General features: G+C 62.4%; 19 protein-coding genes. 1 reads left to right on the top strand and 18 read right to left on the bottom strand.

Going from position 1 to position 18003, the window contains the following annotated elements; all coding sequences use genetic code 11:
• Positions 1-73: 73 nt before the first annotated feature.
• From infB to AAC023_RS04680, 18 genes are all read right to left on the bottom strand, one after another.
• On the bottom strand, positions 74-2683 hold the full coding sequence (gene infB, locus AAC023_RS04765) for a translation initiation factor IF-2 (protein WP_339738660.1): 2610 nt from the start codon (positions 2681-2683) through the stop codon (positions 74-76).
• A gap of 159 nt (positions 2684-2842) precedes the next feature.
• Positions 2843-3403, bottom strand: a complete 561-nt coding sequence (locus AAC023_RS04760) for an RNA-binding protein (protein WP_339738699.1) — start codon at positions 3401-3403, stop codon at positions 2843-2845.
• Between the two features lie 40 nt (positions 3404-3443).
• Positions 3444-5162, bottom strand: a complete 1719-nt coding sequence (gene nusA / locus AAC023_RS04755; RefSeq protein ID WP_339738658.1) for a transcription termination factor NusA — start codon at positions 5160-5162, stop codon at positions 3444-3446.
• 31 nt (positions 5163-5193) lie between these two features.
• Positions 5194-5727 carry a ribosome maturation factor RimP gene (gene rimP / locus AAC023_RS04750; protein ID WP_339738656.1) on the bottom strand — a complete coding sequence of 178 codons (534 nt, stop codon included), beginning with the start codon at positions 5725-5727 and terminating at the stop codon, positions 5194-5196.
• A 94-nt stretch (positions 5728-5821) separates the two neighbouring features.
• A complete protein-coding gene (trmB, locus tag AAC023_RS04745; protein ID WP_339738654.1) occupies positions 5822-6547 on the bottom strand; it encodes a tRNA (guanosine(46)-N7)-methyltransferase TrmB in 726 nt (241 codons plus the stop codon).
• Positions 6548-6590: 43 nt separating this feature from the next.
• On the bottom strand, positions 6591-6974 hold the full coding sequence (locus AAC023_RS04740; protein WP_339738697.1) for a helix-turn-helix transcriptional regulator: 384 nt from the start codon (positions 6972-6974) through the stop codon (positions 6591-6593).
• A 125-nt stretch (positions 6975-7099) separates the two neighbouring features.
• A complete protein-coding gene (gene lnt / locus AAC023_RS04735) occupies positions 7100-8707 on the bottom strand; it encodes an apolipoprotein N-acyltransferase (protein ID WP_339738652.1) in 1608 nt (535 codons plus the stop codon).
• Complete coding sequence (locus AAC023_RS04730; protein WP_339738650.1) at positions 8704-9603, bottom strand: hemolysin family protein; 900 nt, start codon at positions 9601-9603, stop codon at positions 8704-8706. Before AAC023_RS04730 ends, lnt begins: the two co-directional genes overlap by 4 nt.
• Positions 9596-10078, bottom strand: coding sequence for an rRNA maturation RNase YbeY (gene ybeY / locus AAC023_RS04725; RefSeq protein WP_339738648.1), 483 nt, complete (start codon positions 10076-10078; stop codon positions 9596-9598). Before ybeY ends, AAC023_RS04730 begins: the two co-directional genes overlap by 8 nt.
• The gene (locus AAC023_RS04720; RefSeq protein WP_339738646.1) at positions 10075-11109 is read right to left on the bottom strand and encodes a PhoH family protein; all 1035 of its coding nucleotides are present in this window, start codon (positions 11107-11109) and stop codon (positions 10075-10077) included. Before AAC023_RS04720 ends, ybeY begins: the two co-directional genes overlap by 4 nt.
• Positions 11106-12476 carry a tRNA (N6-isopentenyl adenosine(37)-C2)-methylthiotransferase MiaB gene (gene miaB, locus AAC023_RS04715; RefSeq protein ID WP_339738644.1) on the bottom strand — a complete coding sequence of 457 codons (1371 nt, stop codon included), beginning with the start codon at positions 12474-12476 and terminating at the stop codon, positions 11106-11108. The genes AAC023_RS04720 and miaB overlap by 4 nt, the downstream gene beginning before the upstream one ends.
• Before the next feature lie 107 nt (positions 12477-12583).
• Positions 12584-13837: a TCR/Tet family MFS transporter gene (locus AAC023_RS04710; protein ID WP_339738642.1), complete on the bottom strand. Its 1254-nt coding sequence runs from the start codon at positions 13835-13837 to the stop codon at positions 12584-12586.
• A 21-nt stretch (positions 13838-13858) separates the two neighbouring features.
• Positions 13859-14278 carry a Fur family transcriptional regulator gene (locus tag AAC023_RS04705; RefSeq protein WP_091771227.1) on the bottom strand — a complete coding sequence of 140 codons (420 nt, stop codon included), beginning with the start codon at positions 14276-14278 and terminating at the stop codon, positions 13859-13861.
• Between the two features lie 9 nt (positions 14279-14287).
• Entirely contained in the window at positions 14288-14731 is a 444-nt protein-coding gene (locus tag AAC023_RS04700) for a GNAT family N-acetyltransferase (RefSeq protein WP_339738640.1), read from the bottom strand.
• A 44-nt stretch (positions 14732-14775) separates the two neighbouring features.
• Entirely contained in the window at positions 14776-15417 is a 642-nt protein-coding gene (gene tsaB, locus AAC023_RS04695; RefSeq protein WP_339738638.1) for a tRNA (adenosine(37)-N6)-threonylcarbamoyltransferase complex dimerization subunit type 1 TsaB, read from the bottom strand.
• 9 nt (positions 15418-15426) lie between these two features.
• Positions 15427-16056, bottom strand: coding sequence for a malonic semialdehyde reductase (locus tag AAC023_RS04690; protein WP_339738636.1), 630 nt, complete (start codon positions 16054-16056; stop codon positions 15427-15429).
• A gap of 109 nt (positions 16057-16165) precedes the next feature.
• The gene (locus AAC023_RS04685; protein WP_339738634.1) at positions 16166-16729 is read right to left on the bottom strand and encodes a NifU family protein; all 564 of its coding nucleotides are present in this window, start codon (positions 16727-16729) and stop codon (positions 16166-16168) included.
• A gap of 68 nt (positions 16730-16797) precedes the next feature.
• Entirely contained in the window at positions 16798-17274 is a 477-nt protein-coding gene (locus AAC023_RS04680; RefSeq protein WP_339738632.1) for a universal stress protein, read from the bottom strand.
• Between the two features lie 79 nt (positions 17275-17353).
• On the opposite strand from AAC023_RS04680, the gene AAC023_RS04675 reads away from it, so the two are divergent.
• Positions 17354-17944 (top strand): hypothetical protein, encoded by a 591-nt coding sequence (locus tag AAC023_RS04675; protein ID WP_339738630.1) that lies wholly within the window; start codon positions 17354-17356, stop codon positions 17942-17944.
• Positions 17945-18003: the final 59 nt, after the last annotated feature.

The raw sequence follows: 18003 nt of genomic DNA, 5'->3' as shown, positions 1-18003 counted from the left end.
CGAGGCTTTCACAACACAAAAAGGGCGGCCCGATGGAGCCGCCCTTTTCCTGTTCCGGATATGAAAGCCCGGTCTAGCCGTTGCTCTCAAGCTTGCGCGGCACTTCGATGATCTCGAAACACTCGATCTTGTCGCCCTTCTGGATCTCCTGATACTCGATGAAGCCCATGCCACACTCGGTGCCGGCCTTCACTTCCTTCACTTCTTCCTTGAAGCGTTTCAGGGTCGACAGATGGCCCTCGTGCACGACGGTGTCGTTGCGCAGCAGGCGGACGCCACAGCCACGCTTGACGACGCCTTCGGTCACGCGGCAACCGGCAGCCTTGCCGAAGCGGGTGATATTGAAGACCTCCAGGATGTCGGCGTAACCGATGAAGTTTTCGCGCTTCTCCGGAGCCAGCATGCCTTCCATCGTATTGCGTACATCATCGATGACATCATAGATCACCGAGTAATAGCGGATTTCGACTTTCTCACGCTCGGCAAGGTCGCGAGCCTGTTTATTGGCGCGGACATTGAAGGCGAAAATCGGCGAGCCCGAAGACTTGGCCAGCAGGACATCGCCCTCATTCACGCCGCCTGCGGCGGCGAGCACGATTTTCGCCTGGACCTCGTCATTCCCGAGACGCTCAAGCGACTGCTTGATGGCCTCGGCGGAACCTTGCACATCTGCCTTGATCAGCAGCGGCATTTCCTTGGTCTGGTTTTCCTGAAGTCGCGCCATCATCTGCTCGAGCGATGTGCCCAGGCCGACATTCTGGGCGCCACCGGCGGACCGGGTCTTGCGCTGGCGATACATCGCGATTTCGCGCGCCCGGCCTTCATTCTCGACCACGGCAAAGACTTCGCCCGGATCCGGAGCGCCGTCGAGACCGAGGACTTCAACGGGTACCGACGGGCCGGCTTCAGCCAGGGTCTGGCCGCGCTCATTGGTCAGGGCGCGGACACGGCCCCACTGACCACCAGCGACCAGAAGGTCGCCGCGCTTCAGCGTGCCGCGGCGAACCAGAACCGTCGCGACAGAGCCGCGGCCCTTGTCGATCTTGCTCTCGATCACGACGCCTTCGGCATCGCGGTCCGGATTGGCTTTCAGATCCAGCAATTCGGCCTGAAGCAGAATGGCATCGGTCAGCTCGTCAAGACCGGTGCGCTTCTTCGCCGAGATATTGACCGACTGGACATCGCCGGACATGGCCTCGACGACGATGTCCTGCTGCAGCAGGTCCGTAATGACTTTTTGCGGATCGGCTTCGTGCTTGTCGATCTTGTTGACGGCGACGATGATCGGCGTGCCGGCCGCCTTGGCGAATTTGATCGCCTCGATGGTTTGCGGCTTCACGGAATCATCGGCGGCCACGACGAGGATGACGATATCGGTCGCTTCGGCACCGCGCGAACGCATGGCCGAGAAAGCCGCATGTCCCGGCGTGTCGAGGAAGGTGATCTTGTCACCGGACTTCAACTGCACCTGATAGGCACCGATATGCTGGGTGATGCCGCCGGCTTCACCCGAAACGACATCGGTTGAACGCAAGGCGTCGAGCAGCGAGGTCTTGCCGTGATCGACATGACCCATGATCGCCACGACCGGTGCGCGCTTGACCTTGCTCTCTTCCGGATCGTCACTGGCGATAAAGCCGGTTTCGACGTCGGATTCGGAGACACGCTTCACCGTGTGGCCGAAGTCTTCCACGATGAGTTCCGCATCATCGGCCTCGAGCACATCATCCATGCGGACCATCTGGCCCTGCTTCATCAGATATTTGATGACGTCCATGGAGCGCTCAGCCATCCGGTTGGCCAGATCGGCAACCGTGATCGATTCCGGAATGATGACTTCGCGGGAAATCTTCTCACGCGCCGTCGTACCGTCGCTGCGGCGTTGTTTTTCACGTTCCCGGGCCCGGCGGACCGAGGCAAGCGAGCGTTGACGCTCTTCATCGCCCTCGAGAATATTCTGGATCGTCAGCTTGCCACGGCGGCGGCTATCAGCCTTGGCGCGGGCTGGCGTTTGTTGCTGGCCGGGCTTGACCGGACCGGCACTGACGGGCGGACCCTTGCGTTTGACACGGCCACCCATAGCGTCGAGCGTCGCGGCCGGGTCGGGCAGGTCTGCCCCATCCATCGGACGCTGTGGACGCTTTTCAGCGGCAGGCTTGCGGCGAACTTCGCCATCACCTTTTTTCGGACCATCATCGGCATCGCGTGAGGCGTCAGCTTCGGCCAGGCGGCGCGCTTCGGCCGCGGCTTCGGCTTCGCGTTCGGCAGCCTTGGCCTCATCGGCCTCGCGGGCTTTCAGATCGTCAAGGTTTTGACGTTCGGCATCGGCACGCGCCGAGCGTTCAGCCTCTTCCTGTTTCTTCTTGGCATCGCGATCGGCCGACTCGGCACGGGCACGGGCAATCGCCCGCTGACGCGATACGAGTTCTTCCTCGGACAATCCCAGCTGACGGGCTTTCGCGGCAAGCGCGGACTCACCCTTGCTGGCGCCGGCGCCACCAGGACCTCTCCCACCGGCCGGACCGGAGTCCTTGCCAGGGGTCACCACACGTTTGCGCTTCTTCTCGACCACCACGGCTTTCGAACGTCCGCGCGCAAAACTTTGCTGCACGGTGCCCGCACCGGGTCGTTTCAGAGAAAGCGGCCGGCGGCCGGAGGAATTATTGTCGTCTGCGTCGCTCATGCGAGCCTTCCAAGTTCGGCTATCGTTTGACGGGCTTTTCCGGTAGCCGAGTGCCGGAAATCCGCGCTGTTCATACCTTGTCCGGCCTGAAGGCTCGCTAACCTAGCGACCTCCACCCCGTATTCAACCGCTGTTGCGGCATGCGCCGCAGCTCCCGGTTCAGGGAGCCGGCGGCCGGAAGCCCTCGAGCTTCCTCATTGTCACGCCGAAAGCCCGCACCTGCGAACCACCGGTAAGCACTCCATGCACGACCGTGCCGCGCCCGAGTGCCTCGCCCAATTGCTCGGCGGTAAATCCACCGGCAACCGGAATATCACCCCAGGCCGCCTGGGCCAGACGGTCGAGTTTGACCCGTCCGTCCTCGGCGCCGTCGACCGCCTCGATCCGCCAGGCCGGCCGACCGGCCTTCAGGGCGATGCGTGCGGCATCAAATCCCAGCGCCACCTCACCGGCCCGCCGCGCCAGGCCCAGAAGGCTCAATGCACGGGCGGCAAGTTGCGCCTCGATCATGTCGGCCAGGCCGTCGGGAACCTTGACGGCCCGTCCGGCTGACCGGTTGAACAATCCCTTGCGGGCGGCCGTGTCGACCGAAGCGCGATCGGCACTGACCCATATGCCACGGCCGGGCAATTTGGCGGCGATGTCGGGGAAGACTTCGTCTCCCGGGCCAATCACAAGGCGGATCAGTTCCGCCTCGTCCTTGACCTCTCCGGAAGCGATGCAACGCTTCTCCCGGATCGCCTGTGTCGCCGCCTTCGGATTACTCAGCCTTCTGTTCCTCCTCGCCGGCGTCAGCTGCGTCTAGGTCGAGGCCCAATGCAGCGGCCTCGGCTTCCAGCTCCGCCAGATCCATATTCTCGACGTCGAAGACGTGGGCGTCAGGATCTTCATCCTCGACTTCCTCGACTTCGCGCACCGGCAGGTCCTCCTCGGAGATCCAGCCGGCAACAACGCGGGCGCGCATGATCAGCATTTCGGCATCATCGGCGGAGAGCTCGAAACTCTCCAGCACGCCAGGCTGACGCACGCGTTCGCCATTGACCGTTTCAAACCAGCCGCGCAGATCATCGGTCACGAGACCGGCCAGATCCTCGACCGTCTTGACGTCATTTTCGCCGAGCGCGACAGCCATGGGCAGATCAATACCCTCGACCTCGAGCAGGGCGTCCTCGACGCCGAGCTCCTTGCGCTTGGCATCCTGTTCGCCGGCGAGGCGGTCGAGATAATCCCGGGCACGCGCCTGGATCTCTTCAGCCGTATCATCGTCGAAGCCCTCAATGGCGGCAATTTCGCCAAGGCCGACATAGGCGATTTCCGAGACATCGGTGAAGCCTTCGGTCGCCAGCAACTGGGCGATGACTTCGTCGACATCAAGCGCGCCGGTGAACAGGGCGGTGCGTTCAGCGAATTCGCGCTGGCGGCGTTCGGATTCTTCTTCCTCGGTGAGGATGTCGATCGACCAGCCGGTCAGCTGCGAGGCGAGGCGCACATTCTGGCCACGGCGGCCAATGGCGAGCGACAGCTGCTCGTCAGGCACCACGACTTCAATGCGGCGATCTTCCTCATCGAGGACGACCTTGGACACTTCGGCCGGCTGCAGCGCATTGACGATAAAGGTCGCCGGATCGTCGGACCAGGGAATGATATCGATCTTCTCGCCGGCCAGTTCGGAGACCACAGCCTGGACGCGCGAACCGCGCATACCGACACAGGCACCGACCGGATCGATCGAGGCGTCATTGGAAATGACGGCGATCTTGGCCCGGCTGCCGGGATCGCGGGCAACGGCCGAGATCTCGATAATGCCTTCATACACTTCCGGCACTTCCTGCGCGAACAGGGCGGCCATGAAGTCCGGATGGGCGCGGGACAGGAAGATCTGCGGTCCGCGGATTTCCTCACGCACGTCATAGATATAGGCCCGGACGCGCTCATTGGTCTGCAGGTTTTCGCGCGGGATGCCGTCGGCGCGGCGGATAATGCCCTCGGCGCGGCCGAGATCCATGATCACATTGCCATATTCAACACGCTTGACGATACCATTGATGATCTCGCCGACACGGTCCTTGTATTCCTCGAACTGACGCGCCCGCTCGGCTTCACGCACTTTCTGCGTGATCACCTGCTTGGCGGTCTGCGACGCGACCCGGCCAAATTCGATCGGAGGCAGCTCGTCGGAGAAGACGGTGCCGATCTCGGCGGTCTTGTCGATCTTGCGGGCCTCAACGAGGGAAATTTCCTGGCTGTCATTCTCGACTTCTTCGGCGACCGTCATGCAACGGGTCAGCGACAATTCGCCGGTCTTCGGGTCAATCTTGGCCCGGATGTCGTTTTCGGCGCCATAGCGAGACTTGGCGGCCTTTTGAATCGCTTCCTCAATCGCCTCGATCACGATCGATTCGCTGATCGACTTCTCGGCCGCAACGGCACGCGCGATCTGCAGCAATTCAAGCCTGTTGGCGCTGACACCAATGCTCATCGGAAGTTCCCCGTTACGATGGACTGCGACATCATTCGTCTCCTTCGGTCGTCGCGGGCGCCTCGGCGCGCGCTTTCAAATTCGCCTCGATCAAGGCGTCCGTCAAAACCAGCTTGGCATCGGTGATCCAGTCAAACGGGATCAGCGTAGTGTCCTCTTCGCCATCCGCGTCGAGCAGGACATTATCCCCCTCGACGCCGGCGAGAATACCTCTGAATCGCTTGCGGCCATCCGCGAGGCGGTCCAGCTCGATCTTGGCTTCATTGCCCTCCCAGCGCGCGAAATGCGGCAGGGTGGTCAAGGGCCGGTCGATCCCCGGTGATGATACCTCAAGATCGAATTCTCCGGAAATCGGATCCTCGGTCTCCAGGGCGCCGGAAATGCCGCGCGACAGGCGCGCGCAATCTTCAACGTCAATGGCGTTATCGGGGCGATCGGCCATGATTTGCAGGCGGGCGCGCTTTCCGGAGAGGACGCGCACGCGGACAATCTCCAGTCCGAGCTCGGCGGCAACCGGCTCGGCCAGATTCAGAATGCGGATATCCTGTGGTGTCTTCGTCTTCAAGCCGGCGGCTCCGTCTGCAGTAACAAAAAGAGCGGCCGCCGTTAGGCGACCGCTCGATAGCATCATCCAATGCGATCGAACTTGTGTATGGGCGCTATATAGCCGCCTTGGGGCCGCTTGGCAAGGGAGCGCCCGAGCGGCAAATGAAATCCATGAAGACCGGCGCGCAATCGCCGAGATTCTTGGTCTCATAGCGGGTGCGAACATGATCAACGGGTGGCAGGCGCCAATCCGCAGCCGTTTGCGCCGTCCATTCGAAGCGCCCATCGCCAGCGAACTCGGCCATCACATGGTCCGCATAGGACTTCACGTCGGTGGCAATGCGCAATTGTCCGCCCGGCTTGAGAATACGGGCAAAATCATCGCGCGATGATTGCTGGATGAAACGGCGCTTGGCGTGGCGCTTCTTGTGCCAGGGGTCGGGGAAGAGCAGGAAAATGCGGTCGAAAACCCCGTCGGCGAAGCGCGGCAGGACGTCGCGCGCGTCGCCGCGATGCAGACGGACATTCTCCAGCCCGCCATCATCAATCCCGGCCAGTGTCTTGGCGACCCCATTGAGGAAGGGCTCGATACCGACATAGAGATTTTGCGGATGCGCCGCGGCCTGGGCCACCAGGTGCTCGCCGCTGCCAAAGCCGATCTCGAGAATATGCGCCGCCTTGCCGGCGGCCAGGCGTGCCGGATCGATCTCCCCGTCCGGCGGCAGATCAATGGTCGGCAGGACATCATCGACAAGCGCCTGCTGGCGCGCCGAGAGCGGCTTGCCCTTGGCACGTCCAAACAGCCGGAAGTCCCCGGAAGCGTTGAGTTGGTCGGTCATGCGCACGACATAGCGAATTGTGTGGCCGCCTGCACGCGCAACGTCAGTGGGCGAGCTCGTCCTGCTCGGCAGCCAGGGTGCGCACAAGTTCGAGTACGCGCCGGCGGACTTTCGCATCGCTGATCCGGGAAAAGGCCTCGGCCAGCGAGACGCCGTCAGAACTCTGGATGAAGTTATAGACGATCGGCGTCTGGTCGCCTTCCGCCATGCCGGAGACATTGGGCTTGTCCGCCAGATCCTCGAAGAAGAACTGGACCGGTACTTCGAGCACGCGCGACAGCCGGTAAAGCCGGCTCGCACCAACCCGATTTGCACCGCGTTCATACTTCTGGACCTGCTGGAAGGTCACACCCAGCTCATCGCCGAGTTTTTCCTGACTCATCTTCATCAACTGGCGACGCAGTCGAATTCTTGACCCCACATGCATATCAACCGGATTGGGAATGCGGGGGTTTACCTTCTGCATAAAATTACCTCGTTTGCGGGCCAAATAGCCATCGATCGCCGTTATAATTAACATGAGCACGGCGGCTCGGCATCATCACTATCTGTTCAGCGCCGGTATTTTAAATATTTTTCTACCACTTTACGTCGCTGCAAAATGATGCCCGCAATCAGGAAGCCATTGATAATCCAGAACGGCCAGTCGCCCCAGAGGGCGTAAAGCGGTGCTGCAACCGGTCGCGGCAAATCGACATCATAGGCGCCCTCACTGCGCGGCTGGATCTCTACCGGCATGCGGCCGAGGGCGTCAATCACGCCCGAGACACCCCGCGATGCGGAGCGAATCATCGGCAGGCCGGTCTCGATCGAACGGTAGCGCGTCTGGTTGACATGCTGACGCGGGCCACTGGTCTCACCGAACCAGGCGTCATTTGACAGGTTGAACAACCAGGACGGGCGCGGCGTGCCCGCACGGACAAAGCCGGGGAATATCCCCTCATAGCAGATCAGTGGCATGACCGGCGGCGCGCCCGGCAAATCCATCACGAAGGGGCCGGCACCGGGCGTGTACTGCAGACGGGCAAAATCGGCGAATCCGATCATCGACAGCAGGCCGGAAAAGGGAATGCTCTCGCCAAACGGGGCCAACAGGACCTTGTCATAGAGTCCGACAATGCGCGGTGCCCCGCCCTGATAGCGCAAGACGGCCAGGGAGTTGTAATAGGTATCGTCCTCCGGCCCCACCACCCGGCGGCTAATCCCGGTCATCAAGACCTGGTCACTGGCAAATAACTCGCCAATCAGGCTGAGCGTGGCGCCGTCCTCGAGCATGTAGATCGGCAACGCGCCCTCGGGCCAGAGCACGTGAGTAACATCAGCCAGACCGGGCGCGGCGGTAAGGCCGAGATACCGGTCCCGGGCCAGCAAGGCACCATCCGATCCCCATTTTTCCGCCTGGGTGATGGAGGATTGCACGATCCGCAGCCTTACGTCCGGCACCGTGCCGGGATCGGATTCCTGCAACCGCAATGCACCAAAGCTGAACATGATCAACAAGATCGCCGCGCCTGCCATGGCGGGCATGCTTCGTTTCAGATTGAAGGCGGGGCCGACAGCAACCGCAGGCGAGACCAGCGTTAAAACCGTGAGCAGGCTCAGGCCATAAACGCCAAACCAGGAGGCCGTCTGGCTGACCGCACCACCGGCTGGCCAGGCATAGGCTGGCAGATTCCACGGCAAACCGCCGAACATGTGCCCGCGCAACCACTCGAACACCGCGATACACACCGCAAACACCAGCACGCGCCATTCCGAGCGTTGCGCCAGCAGGGCATAGGCGACCATGGCACCGCCCCAGAATGCGGCCAACAGCGCCGCCAGGGCCGGCACAGCCAGCGGGATGAGCGGAATAAATTCCGGGCCGCGATTGATGAAGGCATAGGCAAGCCAGAACATGCCGGCGAGGAAATAGCCGAAGCCGAACAGAAATCCGCGCCAGAAGGCTGCGCGCAACGGCCTGGCGCGCCGGCGGGCACCGTCGACAGTCCACAACAGCACTGCCAGGGTCACAATCAGAACCGGCCAGGCAAAGACCGGCGCCATCGCCAGGGCTGACACGGCGCCGCCCAGGCACAGCATCAGGGCCAATTGCCATCCGCTCGCGGCGGCGATCCGTGTGCGCAATCGCCCGGGCGAATACCAGGCATGGCGGGTCAAGACGCCTCGGCCCCTTCATCCGCCGCAGCGCCGGCATGAGTCCAGTGGGTCGCCCGCACCCGCATCCGCTTGATGCGCCGCGGGTCCGCCTCCAGCACCTCGAACTCATAACCCTTGGGGTGACGGATCACCTCACCACGTTCGGGAACCCGGCCGGTCAGGGTGAAGACGAGTCCGCCCAGACTATCGACATCCTCATCCTCATCGGGACCGGCAATTTCCTCGCCGACCACCTGTTCGAAAGCATCGATCTCGGCCCGCGCCTCGACATCCCAGACGCCGGGCCCGCGGGCGCGGATCACCGGCGCATCCTCGTCGTCATGCTCGTCTTCAATATCCCCGACGATCGGCTCGATCAGGTCTTCAAACGTCACCAGCCCGTCAGTCCCGCCATATTCATCGACGACCAGGGCCAGGTGCATGCGACGCCCCTGCATACGGCGCAGCAAATCGGTGGCCCGCATGGAGGGCGGCGCGAAGAGGAGCGGCCGCGTGATCGCCGGCAAGACCTGGAGATCGGCCCAGCCCGCCTCGCGCACCCCCGCCTCATTCGGGGCGAGGTGAGCGATCAGATCCTTGATATGGACGACGCCGATCGGGTCATCGAGGGTTTCCCGGTAGACCGGCAAACGCGAATGGGCCGCCTTGGCAAAGGCGTGCGCCAGCTCGCCAAGCGGCGTGGAGACCTCGACGCCGATAATATCGGCGCGCGGCACCATGACATCGACGACCCGCAAATCCTCGAGGGCATCGGGGTCGATCGCGAACGCAGGCGGCGATGCCGGCTTGACGGGCTCGATCGGGAGCGCCGATTCCTTGATATCATCCGGCCCGCCGAAAATTCGCCCGAACCAGGACCGGGTATCAGCCTCGGAAGTATCGTCCACGCTACTCATCGGCTTCTGCCCCGCCGTCAGCCATGTCGAGATAAGGGTCGGCAACCCCCAGCCGGGCCAATGCCCGGCGTTCGATCGATTCCATTACCTGGGCCTCGTCATCTTCGAGGTGATCATAACCCTGAAGATGCAGGAATCCATGCACGATCAAATGACGCAGGTGATCGGCCAGGGGAAGCGAGCGCGCATTTGCCTCGCTGATGACCACACCGGACGCCAGGGCAATATCGCCAAGATGATTATCCGTATGCTCCGATGCCGGGAAGGAGAGCACATTGGTCGGCCCTGACTTCTGGCGAAACCGCGTATTGAGATCGGCCATGGCCGCGTCATCGGTCAGCAGGACGGCAATCACGCCAGGCCGGGCATTGGTGATTTCCGCGCTGGCGGCTGCGACGGCCTGCTCGACCAGCCGAGTCTTGCCCTCGATGACCTTCCAGGTCTCGTCTTCAACGATGACGTCGACAGCATTCATGACGTCCGGGCTCCGCCTCGCTTGTTCAGATCATCTTCATAGGCCGCGACAATGCGGGCCACGAGATCATGGCGCACAACATCGGCCCGGGTAAAGCGGATCGCCGCCACACCCTTGGTCTCGGCGAGGATCTCGAGCGCATGCGGCAGGCCGGACGGGTCACGCGGCAACAGGTCACACTGGCTCGGATCGCCGGTCACCGCCATGCGTGAGCCTTCACCCAGCCGGGTCAGCACCATCTGCATCTGGGCGCGCGAAGTGTTTTGCGCCTCATCGACGATGACGAAGGCACGATTGAGCGTGCGCCCGCGCATGAAGGCGATCGGCGCAACCTCGATGCGGCCATCGGCGCGCATACGCTCCAGCTCGGCCCGGCCCAGCGTATCGGCCAGCGCGTCCCAGACCGGCAAGAGATAGGGGTCGACCTTCTCATTGAGATCGCCAGGCAGAAAGCCGAGCTTCTCGCCGGCCTCGACGGCCGGACGCGTGATGATGAGTTTCTCGAATTTGCGCTGCACCAGCATGGAGGCGCCATAGGCGACCGCCAGCAGCGTCTTTCCGGTGCCGGCCGGGCCGACGCCGAAGATCAGGTCATAGGCTTTTTCATTCTTCAGCGCGCGGACATAGGCGCGCTGGCCCTCGGTGCGGGCAATCAGGCTGGCGCCGCGCGGCACGCGGATCACACCATCATCGGGCTGGCTCGGAAGATCGCCACCATCGAGCATGCGCAAGGCGGCGCGCACCGTCGCCTCGTCACAAGTCAGACCATGGGCGAGACTGGCATACAGGCCCTTGAGCACACGCTTGGCATCATCGCGCGCCTGCGGGTCACCCGCCGCGATCACGATCTGGCCACCGCCGGGCGCACTGAGGCGCACATTGAGCTCTTCCTCGATCAGGATCAGGAAGCGGTCACCGGCACCAACCATGGCGCGCAGACGTTCGACATCGTCGAAATGCAGGCCTTCGGAGACTTCACGGCGCGGCTTGGCGGCTCGGGCTTTCGAGGGGGTTGTCTTGGGCGGCTTCACGCGACGTCTCGCTCCGCACCCACCAGCTGGCCTGACAGGGAATTGCGCGATGCATCCTCGATCCGGACCATGCCGATACGCCCGATCAGATCGGCCGGCCCGTCAACATGCACCGACTGCAGATAGGGGCTGCGGCCGTGCAATTGCCCGGCAATCCGGCCGGCTTTCTCGAACAGAACCGGCAAGGTCCGCCCGATCTGCGAACGGTTGAAACCGGTCTGCTGTTCGTCGAGCAGGGCCTGCAGGGCGTGCAGGCGCGTCGTCTTCACGGCCTCGTCGACCTGGTTCGGCATCGCCGCACCCGGCGTTCCGGGACGGCGCGAATACTTGAAGGAGAAGGCGCTGGCATAACCGATCTCGCGCACGCAACGCATCGTGTCCTCGAAGTCGGCATCGGTTTCGCCCGGGAAGCCGACGATGAAATCGCCGGAGATCGCGATATCGGGCCGCACCTCGCGCATGCGGGCGATCAGCCCGGCGTATTCGCCATAGGTGTGCTGGCGGTTCATCGCCTTGAGGATCTTGTCCGACCCGCTCTGAATGGGCAGGTGCAGATAGGGCATGATCTTGAATTCATCGCGATGCGCTGCAATCAGCGCCTCATCCATATCGCGCGGATGACTGGTGAGATAACGCACGCGCTCAATGCCACCGATCAGGGCGATATGGCGCAAGAGCTGACCCAGCCCCCAGGGCCCATCGGCCTCGCGGCCGGCCGGCGGGGCGCCGTGATAGGCGTTGACGTTCTGACCCAGCAGGGTGATTTCGCGCACGCCCTTGGCAGCGAGACGGCGGATCTCGTCGACCAGCTGGTCAACCGGCCGCGACCATTCGGCGCCGCGCGTATAGGGCACGACGCAGAAAGTGCAGAATTTGTCGCAGCCTTCCTGCACGGTCACGAAGGCCGAATAGCCCTCGACATGGCGCTCGCTCGGCAATTGGTCGAACTTGTCCTCGACCTCGAATTCCGTGTCGAGCGCTTCGCCGCGGGCGCGGTGGGCGCGGGCGATCAGTTCGGGAAGCTTGTGATAGCTCTGCGGCCCGACCACGAGATCGACCGTCGGCGCGCGGCGCATGATCTCGGCACCCTCAGCCTGGGCGACACAGCCGGCAACGGCAATCGTCATGCCGCCATGCTCTGCCTTGGCGTCCTTGAAGGGGCGCAGGCGTCCGAGATCGGAATACAGTTTCTCCGCCGCCTTTTCCCGGATATGGCAGGTATTGATGATGACGAGATCGGAGCCCTCGGCCTCCTCGGACGTCTCATAGCCAAGCGGCGTCAGAACGTCTTTCATCCTTTCGGAATCATAGACATTCATCTGGCAACCATAGGTCTTGATATAAAGGCGTTTACGCGTCGAGCTCATCGTCACTCTGGGGCAACCGCGACCGGTCGACTTGTTTCCGTCCCGGTCCATGCCGGGGAAGCCGCGCGTTATGGGCGAAACTCGTCCTCAAGGCAAGACCTGCCGCCTCACTCCGCCTCGGCCAGGGCCGGTTTCTTGAGCGTTGTGACGTCTTTGCCGCGCGATGACAGGCCGACGACCAGCGCCAGGACCGTCAGGACAGCGGCCAGCAGGAAAGCAGCACCTGGAAGATAGACCGGCGCGTCATCAGTGGTGAAGTAGCGGAAGACCAACGGCAGGGTTAGCGGACCGATCACCATGGACAGGCTCTGCAGGCTCGACATCGCCCCCTGCAATTCGCCCTGGCTATTGGCCGGCACGAGACGCGAGCAGATCGACTGCATCGCCGGCCCGCCGATTCCGGCAAAGGACCCGAAGGCCATGATGACGTAGAACACCCAGACTTCACTGACGAATCCATAGCCAATATAGGCCACTGCCGCGATCGAGAAGCCGATCCCATAGGCCCGCCATTCGCCAATCCGGCCCACAATAATCCGCGTCAGCCCGCCCTGCACAATCGCCGAGGCCAGCCCCACCGCCATCAGCGAGAAGCCGATATCGCGCGGCGTCCAGTCAAAGCGCAGGGTCGAGAAATAAGTCCAGAGCGCCGGGAAGGCGGCATGACCGAGAAAAAAGAGAAAGGCCGCAGCCAGCATGGCAAACACGACCGGGTATTTGTGCATTTGAATCAAGGAACCGAACGGGTTGGCACGCCGAATATTGAAGGGCCGTCGATTCTCCTCGCTCAGCGTCTCCGGCAGGATGAAATAGCCATAAATCACATTGGCGCCGGCCAGGGCTGCGGCGGCGAAGAAAGGGTAGCGCGGGTCGACATCGCCCAGCAGGCCGCCGATCACCGGGCCCAGGATAAAACCAAGACCGAAGGCCGCGCCCATCATGCCGAAACGGCCGGCACGGTCTTTGGCGTCAGTGATATCAGCGATATAGGCGTTGGCCGTGGTATATGTGGCACCGAACACCCCCGACAGCATCCGGCCGATGAACAACACCGCAAAGGTCGTCGCCGTGCCCATGATCAGATAATCGATCGTGAAACCGAGCATCGCAAACAACAGGACGCGACGGCGGCCATACCGATCACTCAATCCGCCGATGATCGGGGCGAAGATGAATTGCGTGAAGGCGAAAACGCCCATCAACAGCCCGCCCATCACGGCGGCTGACTCGACAGGCTCGCCCGTCAGCGACATCACCAATTGCGGCATCACCGGGATGATGATGCCGAAACCGACCATATCGATCAAAACGGTGATGAAGATGAAGACAAAGGCGTGTTTGCCGGGTGGGCGTGCGGACATGACCGCTCCTCGATCGGGCGCCTATTCCCCGGCGCTCTTGAGCGGTACGCCGTATAACTCCATGCGATGATCGACAAGCTTGTAGCCCAGCTTGCGCGCAACCGCTTCCTGCAGCCGTTCGATCTCCTCATTGACGAATTCAATGACCTCGCCGGATTTCAGATCGATCAGGTGATCATGATGCTCGTCGCCGACTTCCTCATAGCGCGAACGCCCGTCGCGGAAATCGTGACGCTCGATAATGCCGGCCTCTTCAAACAGGCGCACGGTCCGGTAGACGGTCGCCAGCGAGATCCTCGGATCTTCCGCGGCGGCGCGACGGTGGAGCTCCTCGGCATCGGGATGATCCTCGGAGTCCGACAGGACGCGGGCAATCACCCGGCGTTGATCGGTCATCCGCAGACCCTTGTCGACACAAAGCTTCTCGATCCGATCCGGCATGTGATTCCCCTATTCGCTGAATGGAGTGATAGGCCGTGAACCGCTGCGCTGTCCATCACCGCTCAGTGATTTTTCAAGAACCAGAGCGTCACTACCGTCTGGGTAGTAGGCCCGCCTTTGCCCGATCTGGCTGTAACCCGTCCGTAGATACAATGCTTTCGCCGAGGTGTTGAGCGTCGAAACTTCCAGAAACAACCGCGCTGCACCACGCGCCGCGGCTTGCGCTTCGCCACAGGCCAGGATTTGAGCCCCGGCTCCCTGGCAGCGTTGTGCAGGCACGACACCGATCGTCAAAAGCTCGGCCTCATCGGCCGCGACCCGATACAGGGCCATGCCCACCCACTCATCGCCGCGCCTCGCCAACAGACCGACCGTCGTCGGCATATGCATCATCGCGGCGATTTCACCCTCAGACCAGAAGGGTTGAAAACAGAGCGAATGGATTTGCGCCATCTTGCCCGCCGAGTCCGGCCCGGTTCGCTCGACCCGTATCGTGCTCAAGGCTGACGGCCTCCGGGCAGTTTCGCATCCGGAGGGCGCGCATAGAAGGGCAATGGCGGCGCCTGGGCCGCATCGGCGCGTTCGGTCAGATCCAGCAATGCCGTCAAATCGATCGCTGTCGTGGCAAGATCGGTGAATTGTGGCAAATCGATCAGACCGGCACCACTGCCGGTCATATGCCCGGTCTCGCCGGCCAGTTCCAGGATGCGTGCCGCCACCTCGGAAACGGGTAATAATTCCGCACTCATCGCGGCACCGCCCTGCCAGACCTGAACCACAATATCGCCGCGTTTGGCGTCATGCAGCACGGCCAGAGGGCCGGAAATTCCCGCGGCCCGGGCCAGAACCGCCAGATTACCGATCCCGACAGCCTGCGCGCCGGTCGCCAGCGCAAGGCCCCGGGCGAAGGCCACCCCGACCCGGCTGCCGGCAAAACTGCCGGGTCCCGTCATTACCCCGATCCGCGTGAGCTGGGCCGCTTGCAGGCCCGCCTCGTCCAGCATGCCGGCAATCATGGGGGCGAGATATTCAGCATGGCCGCGCCCGATCGGGTCGCTGCGGCACAGGTCCGGCTGCCCCGCGACGCGCAGCGCCACGGAGCAGTCAGAACCGGTCGTATCGATCGCCAACAAAGCCATGCGAGCGGTCTAGATGATTTGTGCGGCCTCGTCGAAGCTCAGACGCGGCAGACGCGGGAAGAGATTTTTCGTCGTCCCGGTCCCGAGATTGATCAGGATGTCCGACTTCCAGTTTTCCGTGCCCGGATTGCCGGCAAAGAATTCGGCATCGACACCGGCGGCGTCAAAGCCGGTCATCGGTCCGGTATCGAGCCCCAGTGCTCGGGCCGCGAGCAGGAAATAACCGGCCTGCAGAACCGAATTGCGGCGGCCATTGAGCTCGGCGCCGGGGCCGGTGAACCATTCGCGGGCACCGGGATTGTGCGGCATCAATTGGGGAATCTTGTCATAATACTTCTCGTCCCAGGCGAAAATCACCGTCACCGGGGCCTTCATCGACTTCTCGACATTGCCTTCGGCCAGAAATGGCTTGAGGCGCGCCTTGGCTGCGTCGGACTGCACGAAGACAAAGCGGGCCGGCGAGTTGTTCGCGCTGGTCGGGCCCATTTTCGTGATGTCGTACAAACGCTTCAGCGTCGCTTCCGGGATCGGGGTGTCCTCGAAGTCATTATAGGTGCGCGCATCGAGAAAGACCTGCGCAATCGCGTCTTCATTGATGACGGTGTTATTGGTCGGTTTGCTGGTCACTTCGCCTGCCATGTTTCGGTCTCCGCAGAATGAATTGATGTTGCGGCAGACATAAACAGGCCAGGAACCAAATTTAATATGCCGATTTGGAAAAAGACTTGCTTCGTCCCGGACGCAGTCGTCAGGCGACCGCTTCGACAGACTGGATCTCCGGGATATAGTGCTTGAGGAGATTTTCGATCCCGGCCTTCAGCGTCATCGTCGAGGACGGGCAACCGGAACAGGCGCCGCGCATCTTCAGGCGCACGGTGCCGCTATCAGCAATAAAGGAATGGAACAGGATATCGCCGCCATCCTGGGCCACCGCCGGCCGCACGCGCGTATCGATCAGCTCAATGATTTCCTTGACGATCTCGGCATCATCGCCGGCATAGGCAGCGTGGCCGCTTTCGGTTTCCGCGTCACCGAGAATCGGCCGGCCCGATTGCAGCCCATCCATGATGGCACCCAGCAGGAAGGGTTTGACATGATCCCACTCGACCGCGCCATCCTTGGTGATGGCGATGAAATCCTCGCCGAGGAACACGCCCGTCACGCCCTGGATCAGGAAGAGATCGGCCGCCAGCGGCGAGGCCTCGGCGGCGTCTGCGGTCTCGAATTCATGCGGTCCGCCGGGAGAAATCTCACGACCGGGCAGGAATTTCAGCGTATTGGGATTGGGCGTGGCTTCAGTCTGGATGAACATCGGGCATCTCCTTGTCCCTCAATTGGCGCTGAATCGGACAAGGTTCAACCCCTTCATGGACAGGGTTATCAGGACATGGCGTCGATTTCGGAGTTTTCCATATCACCCGGCACCACCGTCACCGGAACGGCGCGGCCGCTGAACAAGCCCTTGCCCCGTGCCAGCGCCATCACCAGCGGGCCGGGACCTTCGCTTGAAACCGAGGCACCGAGAACCAGAAACGAAATCAGCGGATCCTCCTCGAGCACCTGGGCCAGAGCGGCGCGACGTTCGCCCTCGCGCAGGATCAGTTCGGGGCGCTCGCCAGTAACCGCCTCGGCATCCTCGGCCAGCGATTCCAGCATGGCTTCTGCGGCCACTTCGGCCTCACGCTTGGCGGTCTCGGCAACCCCGATCCAGTGGTTGAAATCACCGGTCTGGTAGGTAGCGAGAATGGCCACCTTGGCCCCGAGTGTGTGAGCACGACGCGCGGCGAAATAGAGCGCCTTGCGGCACTCGGGACTTTCATCGGCGATGGTGAGAAATTTTCGGGTGCGATTTGACATTGTCGTGGAGTTTGGCGAGTTCAACCGGTCTCGTCCAGTATTTGGTTTCCGGGCGCGCGAAACAAGGGTGCAATCCGCCATGATTCAACATGAGGACCGGCGCAATGCGGCCAGTGGCCTGCGCACGACACAAGTGAGTGATGAGTCCCTCGTGCAGGCGAATGACCGCGGCGAAGCGGCCCAATCCATGGCGTTTGCCGATATTCGCTCGGTCCGGCTGAATGTCGAAATGGCCGGGCCTGCGAGCCAGGTTGTCTGCCGTGTTCGCGACGCGCTGGGCAATGAGCTCGTCTTCGGATCAATGAGCTGGGTCCGCCCGGGCGCATGGGAAGTAAAGGCCGACACCTTTCGCAGTGTTCTCATCGGCCTGCACCAGGCTCTCGCTCCGCGCCGCGAGGAAATCCTCTTTCTTGAGGGCCCGAAACTCGGCTTCATGTGGACGCTGTTCGCGGTCGGAACCGTGGCCGGCGCCGCCTGCCTGGCCGGTTTTGTCTGGCTCTTCCTGCTGCAGGAAAACGCCGCCGGCCTGTTTTTCCTGCCTGGCGTGGCGGCCGGCGCCTGGCTGATGCGGCTATTCTGGCCGCGTGCGCCGAAACCCTATGATCCCGATCGCTATGCGCTGGCGAAGCCGCTGGTGCCCGGCGCCTCAACCCGGTCGGACGAAGGCTGACGCCCTAGGGCCTGTACTCAATAAGGGGATTCCCGGATCGTTGATTGCGTGATTCACTT

The sequence above is a fragment of the uncultured Maricaulis sp. genome, assembly GCF_963976135.1.
In the GTDB taxonomy this organism is placed as follows: domain Bacteria; phylum Pseudomonadota; class Alphaproteobacteria; order Caulobacterales; family Maricaulaceae; genus Maricaulis.
The sequence above is the reverse complement of the archived record's forward strand: the minus strand, read 5'-3'. Positions and strand labels throughout refer to the sequence as shown.

Excerpts from the sequence above, each read along its gene's own strand:
- AAC023_RS04740 (WP_339738697.1), bottom strand. The coding sequence starts at position 6,974 with ATGCATGTGGGGTCAAGAATTCGACTGCGTCGCCAGTTGATGAAGATG.
- AAC023_RS04700 (WP_339738640.1), bottom strand. The coding sequence starts at position 14,731 with ATGGCGCAAATCCATTCGCTCTGTTTTCAACCCTTCTGGTCTGAGGGT.
- trmB (WP_339738654.1), bottom strand. The coding sequence starts at position 6,547 with ATGACCGACCAACTCAACGCTTCCGGGGACTTCCGGCTGTTTGGACGT.
- ybeY (WP_339738648.1), bottom strand. The coding sequence starts at position 10,078 with ATGAATGCTGTCGACGTCATCGTTGAAGACGAGACCTGGAAGGTCATC.
- AAC023_RS04705 (WP_091771227.1), bottom strand. The coding sequence starts at position 14,278 with ATGCCGGATCGGATCGAGAAGCTTTGTGTCGACAAGGGTCTGCGGATG.
- tsaB (WP_339738638.1), bottom strand. The coding sequence starts at position 15,417 with ATGGCTTTGTTGGCGATCGATACGACCGGTTCTGACTGCTCCGTGGCG.
- AAC023_RS04680 (WP_339738632.1), bottom strand. The coding sequence starts at position 17,274 with ATGTCAAATCGCACCCGAAAATTTCTCACCATCGCCGATGAAAGTCCC.
- nusA (WP_339738658.1), bottom strand. The coding sequence starts at position 5,162 with ATGAGCATTGGTGTCAGCGCCAACAGGCTTGAATTGCTGCAGATCGCG.
- miaB (WP_339738644.1), bottom strand. The coding sequence starts at position 12,476 with ATGAGCTCGACGCGTAAACGCCTTTATATCAAGACCTATGGTTGCCAG.
- AAC023_RS04690 (WP_339738636.1), bottom strand. The coding sequence starts at position 16,056 with ATGGCAGGCGAAGTGACCAGCAAACCGACCAATAACACCGTCATCAAT.
- AAC023_RS04675 (WP_339738630.1), top strand. The coding sequence starts at position 17,354 with ATGATTCAACATGAGGACCGGCGCAATGCGGCCAGTGGCCTGCGCACG.
- AAC023_RS04710 (WP_339738642.1), bottom strand. The coding sequence starts at position 13,837 with ATGTCCGCACGCCCACCCGGCAAACACGCCTTTGTCTTCATCTTCATC.
- AAC023_RS04685 (WP_339738634.1), bottom strand. The coding sequence starts at position 16,729 with ATGTTCATCCAGACTGAAGCCACGCCCAATCCCAATACGCTGAAATTC.
- AAC023_RS04730 (WP_339738650.1), bottom strand. The coding sequence starts at position 9,603 with ATGAGTAGCGTGGACGATACTTCCGAGGCTGATACCCGGTCCTGGTTC.
- infB (WP_339738660.1), bottom strand. The coding sequence starts at position 2,683 with ATGAGCGACGCAGACGACAATAATTCCTCCGGCCGCCGGCCGCTTTCT.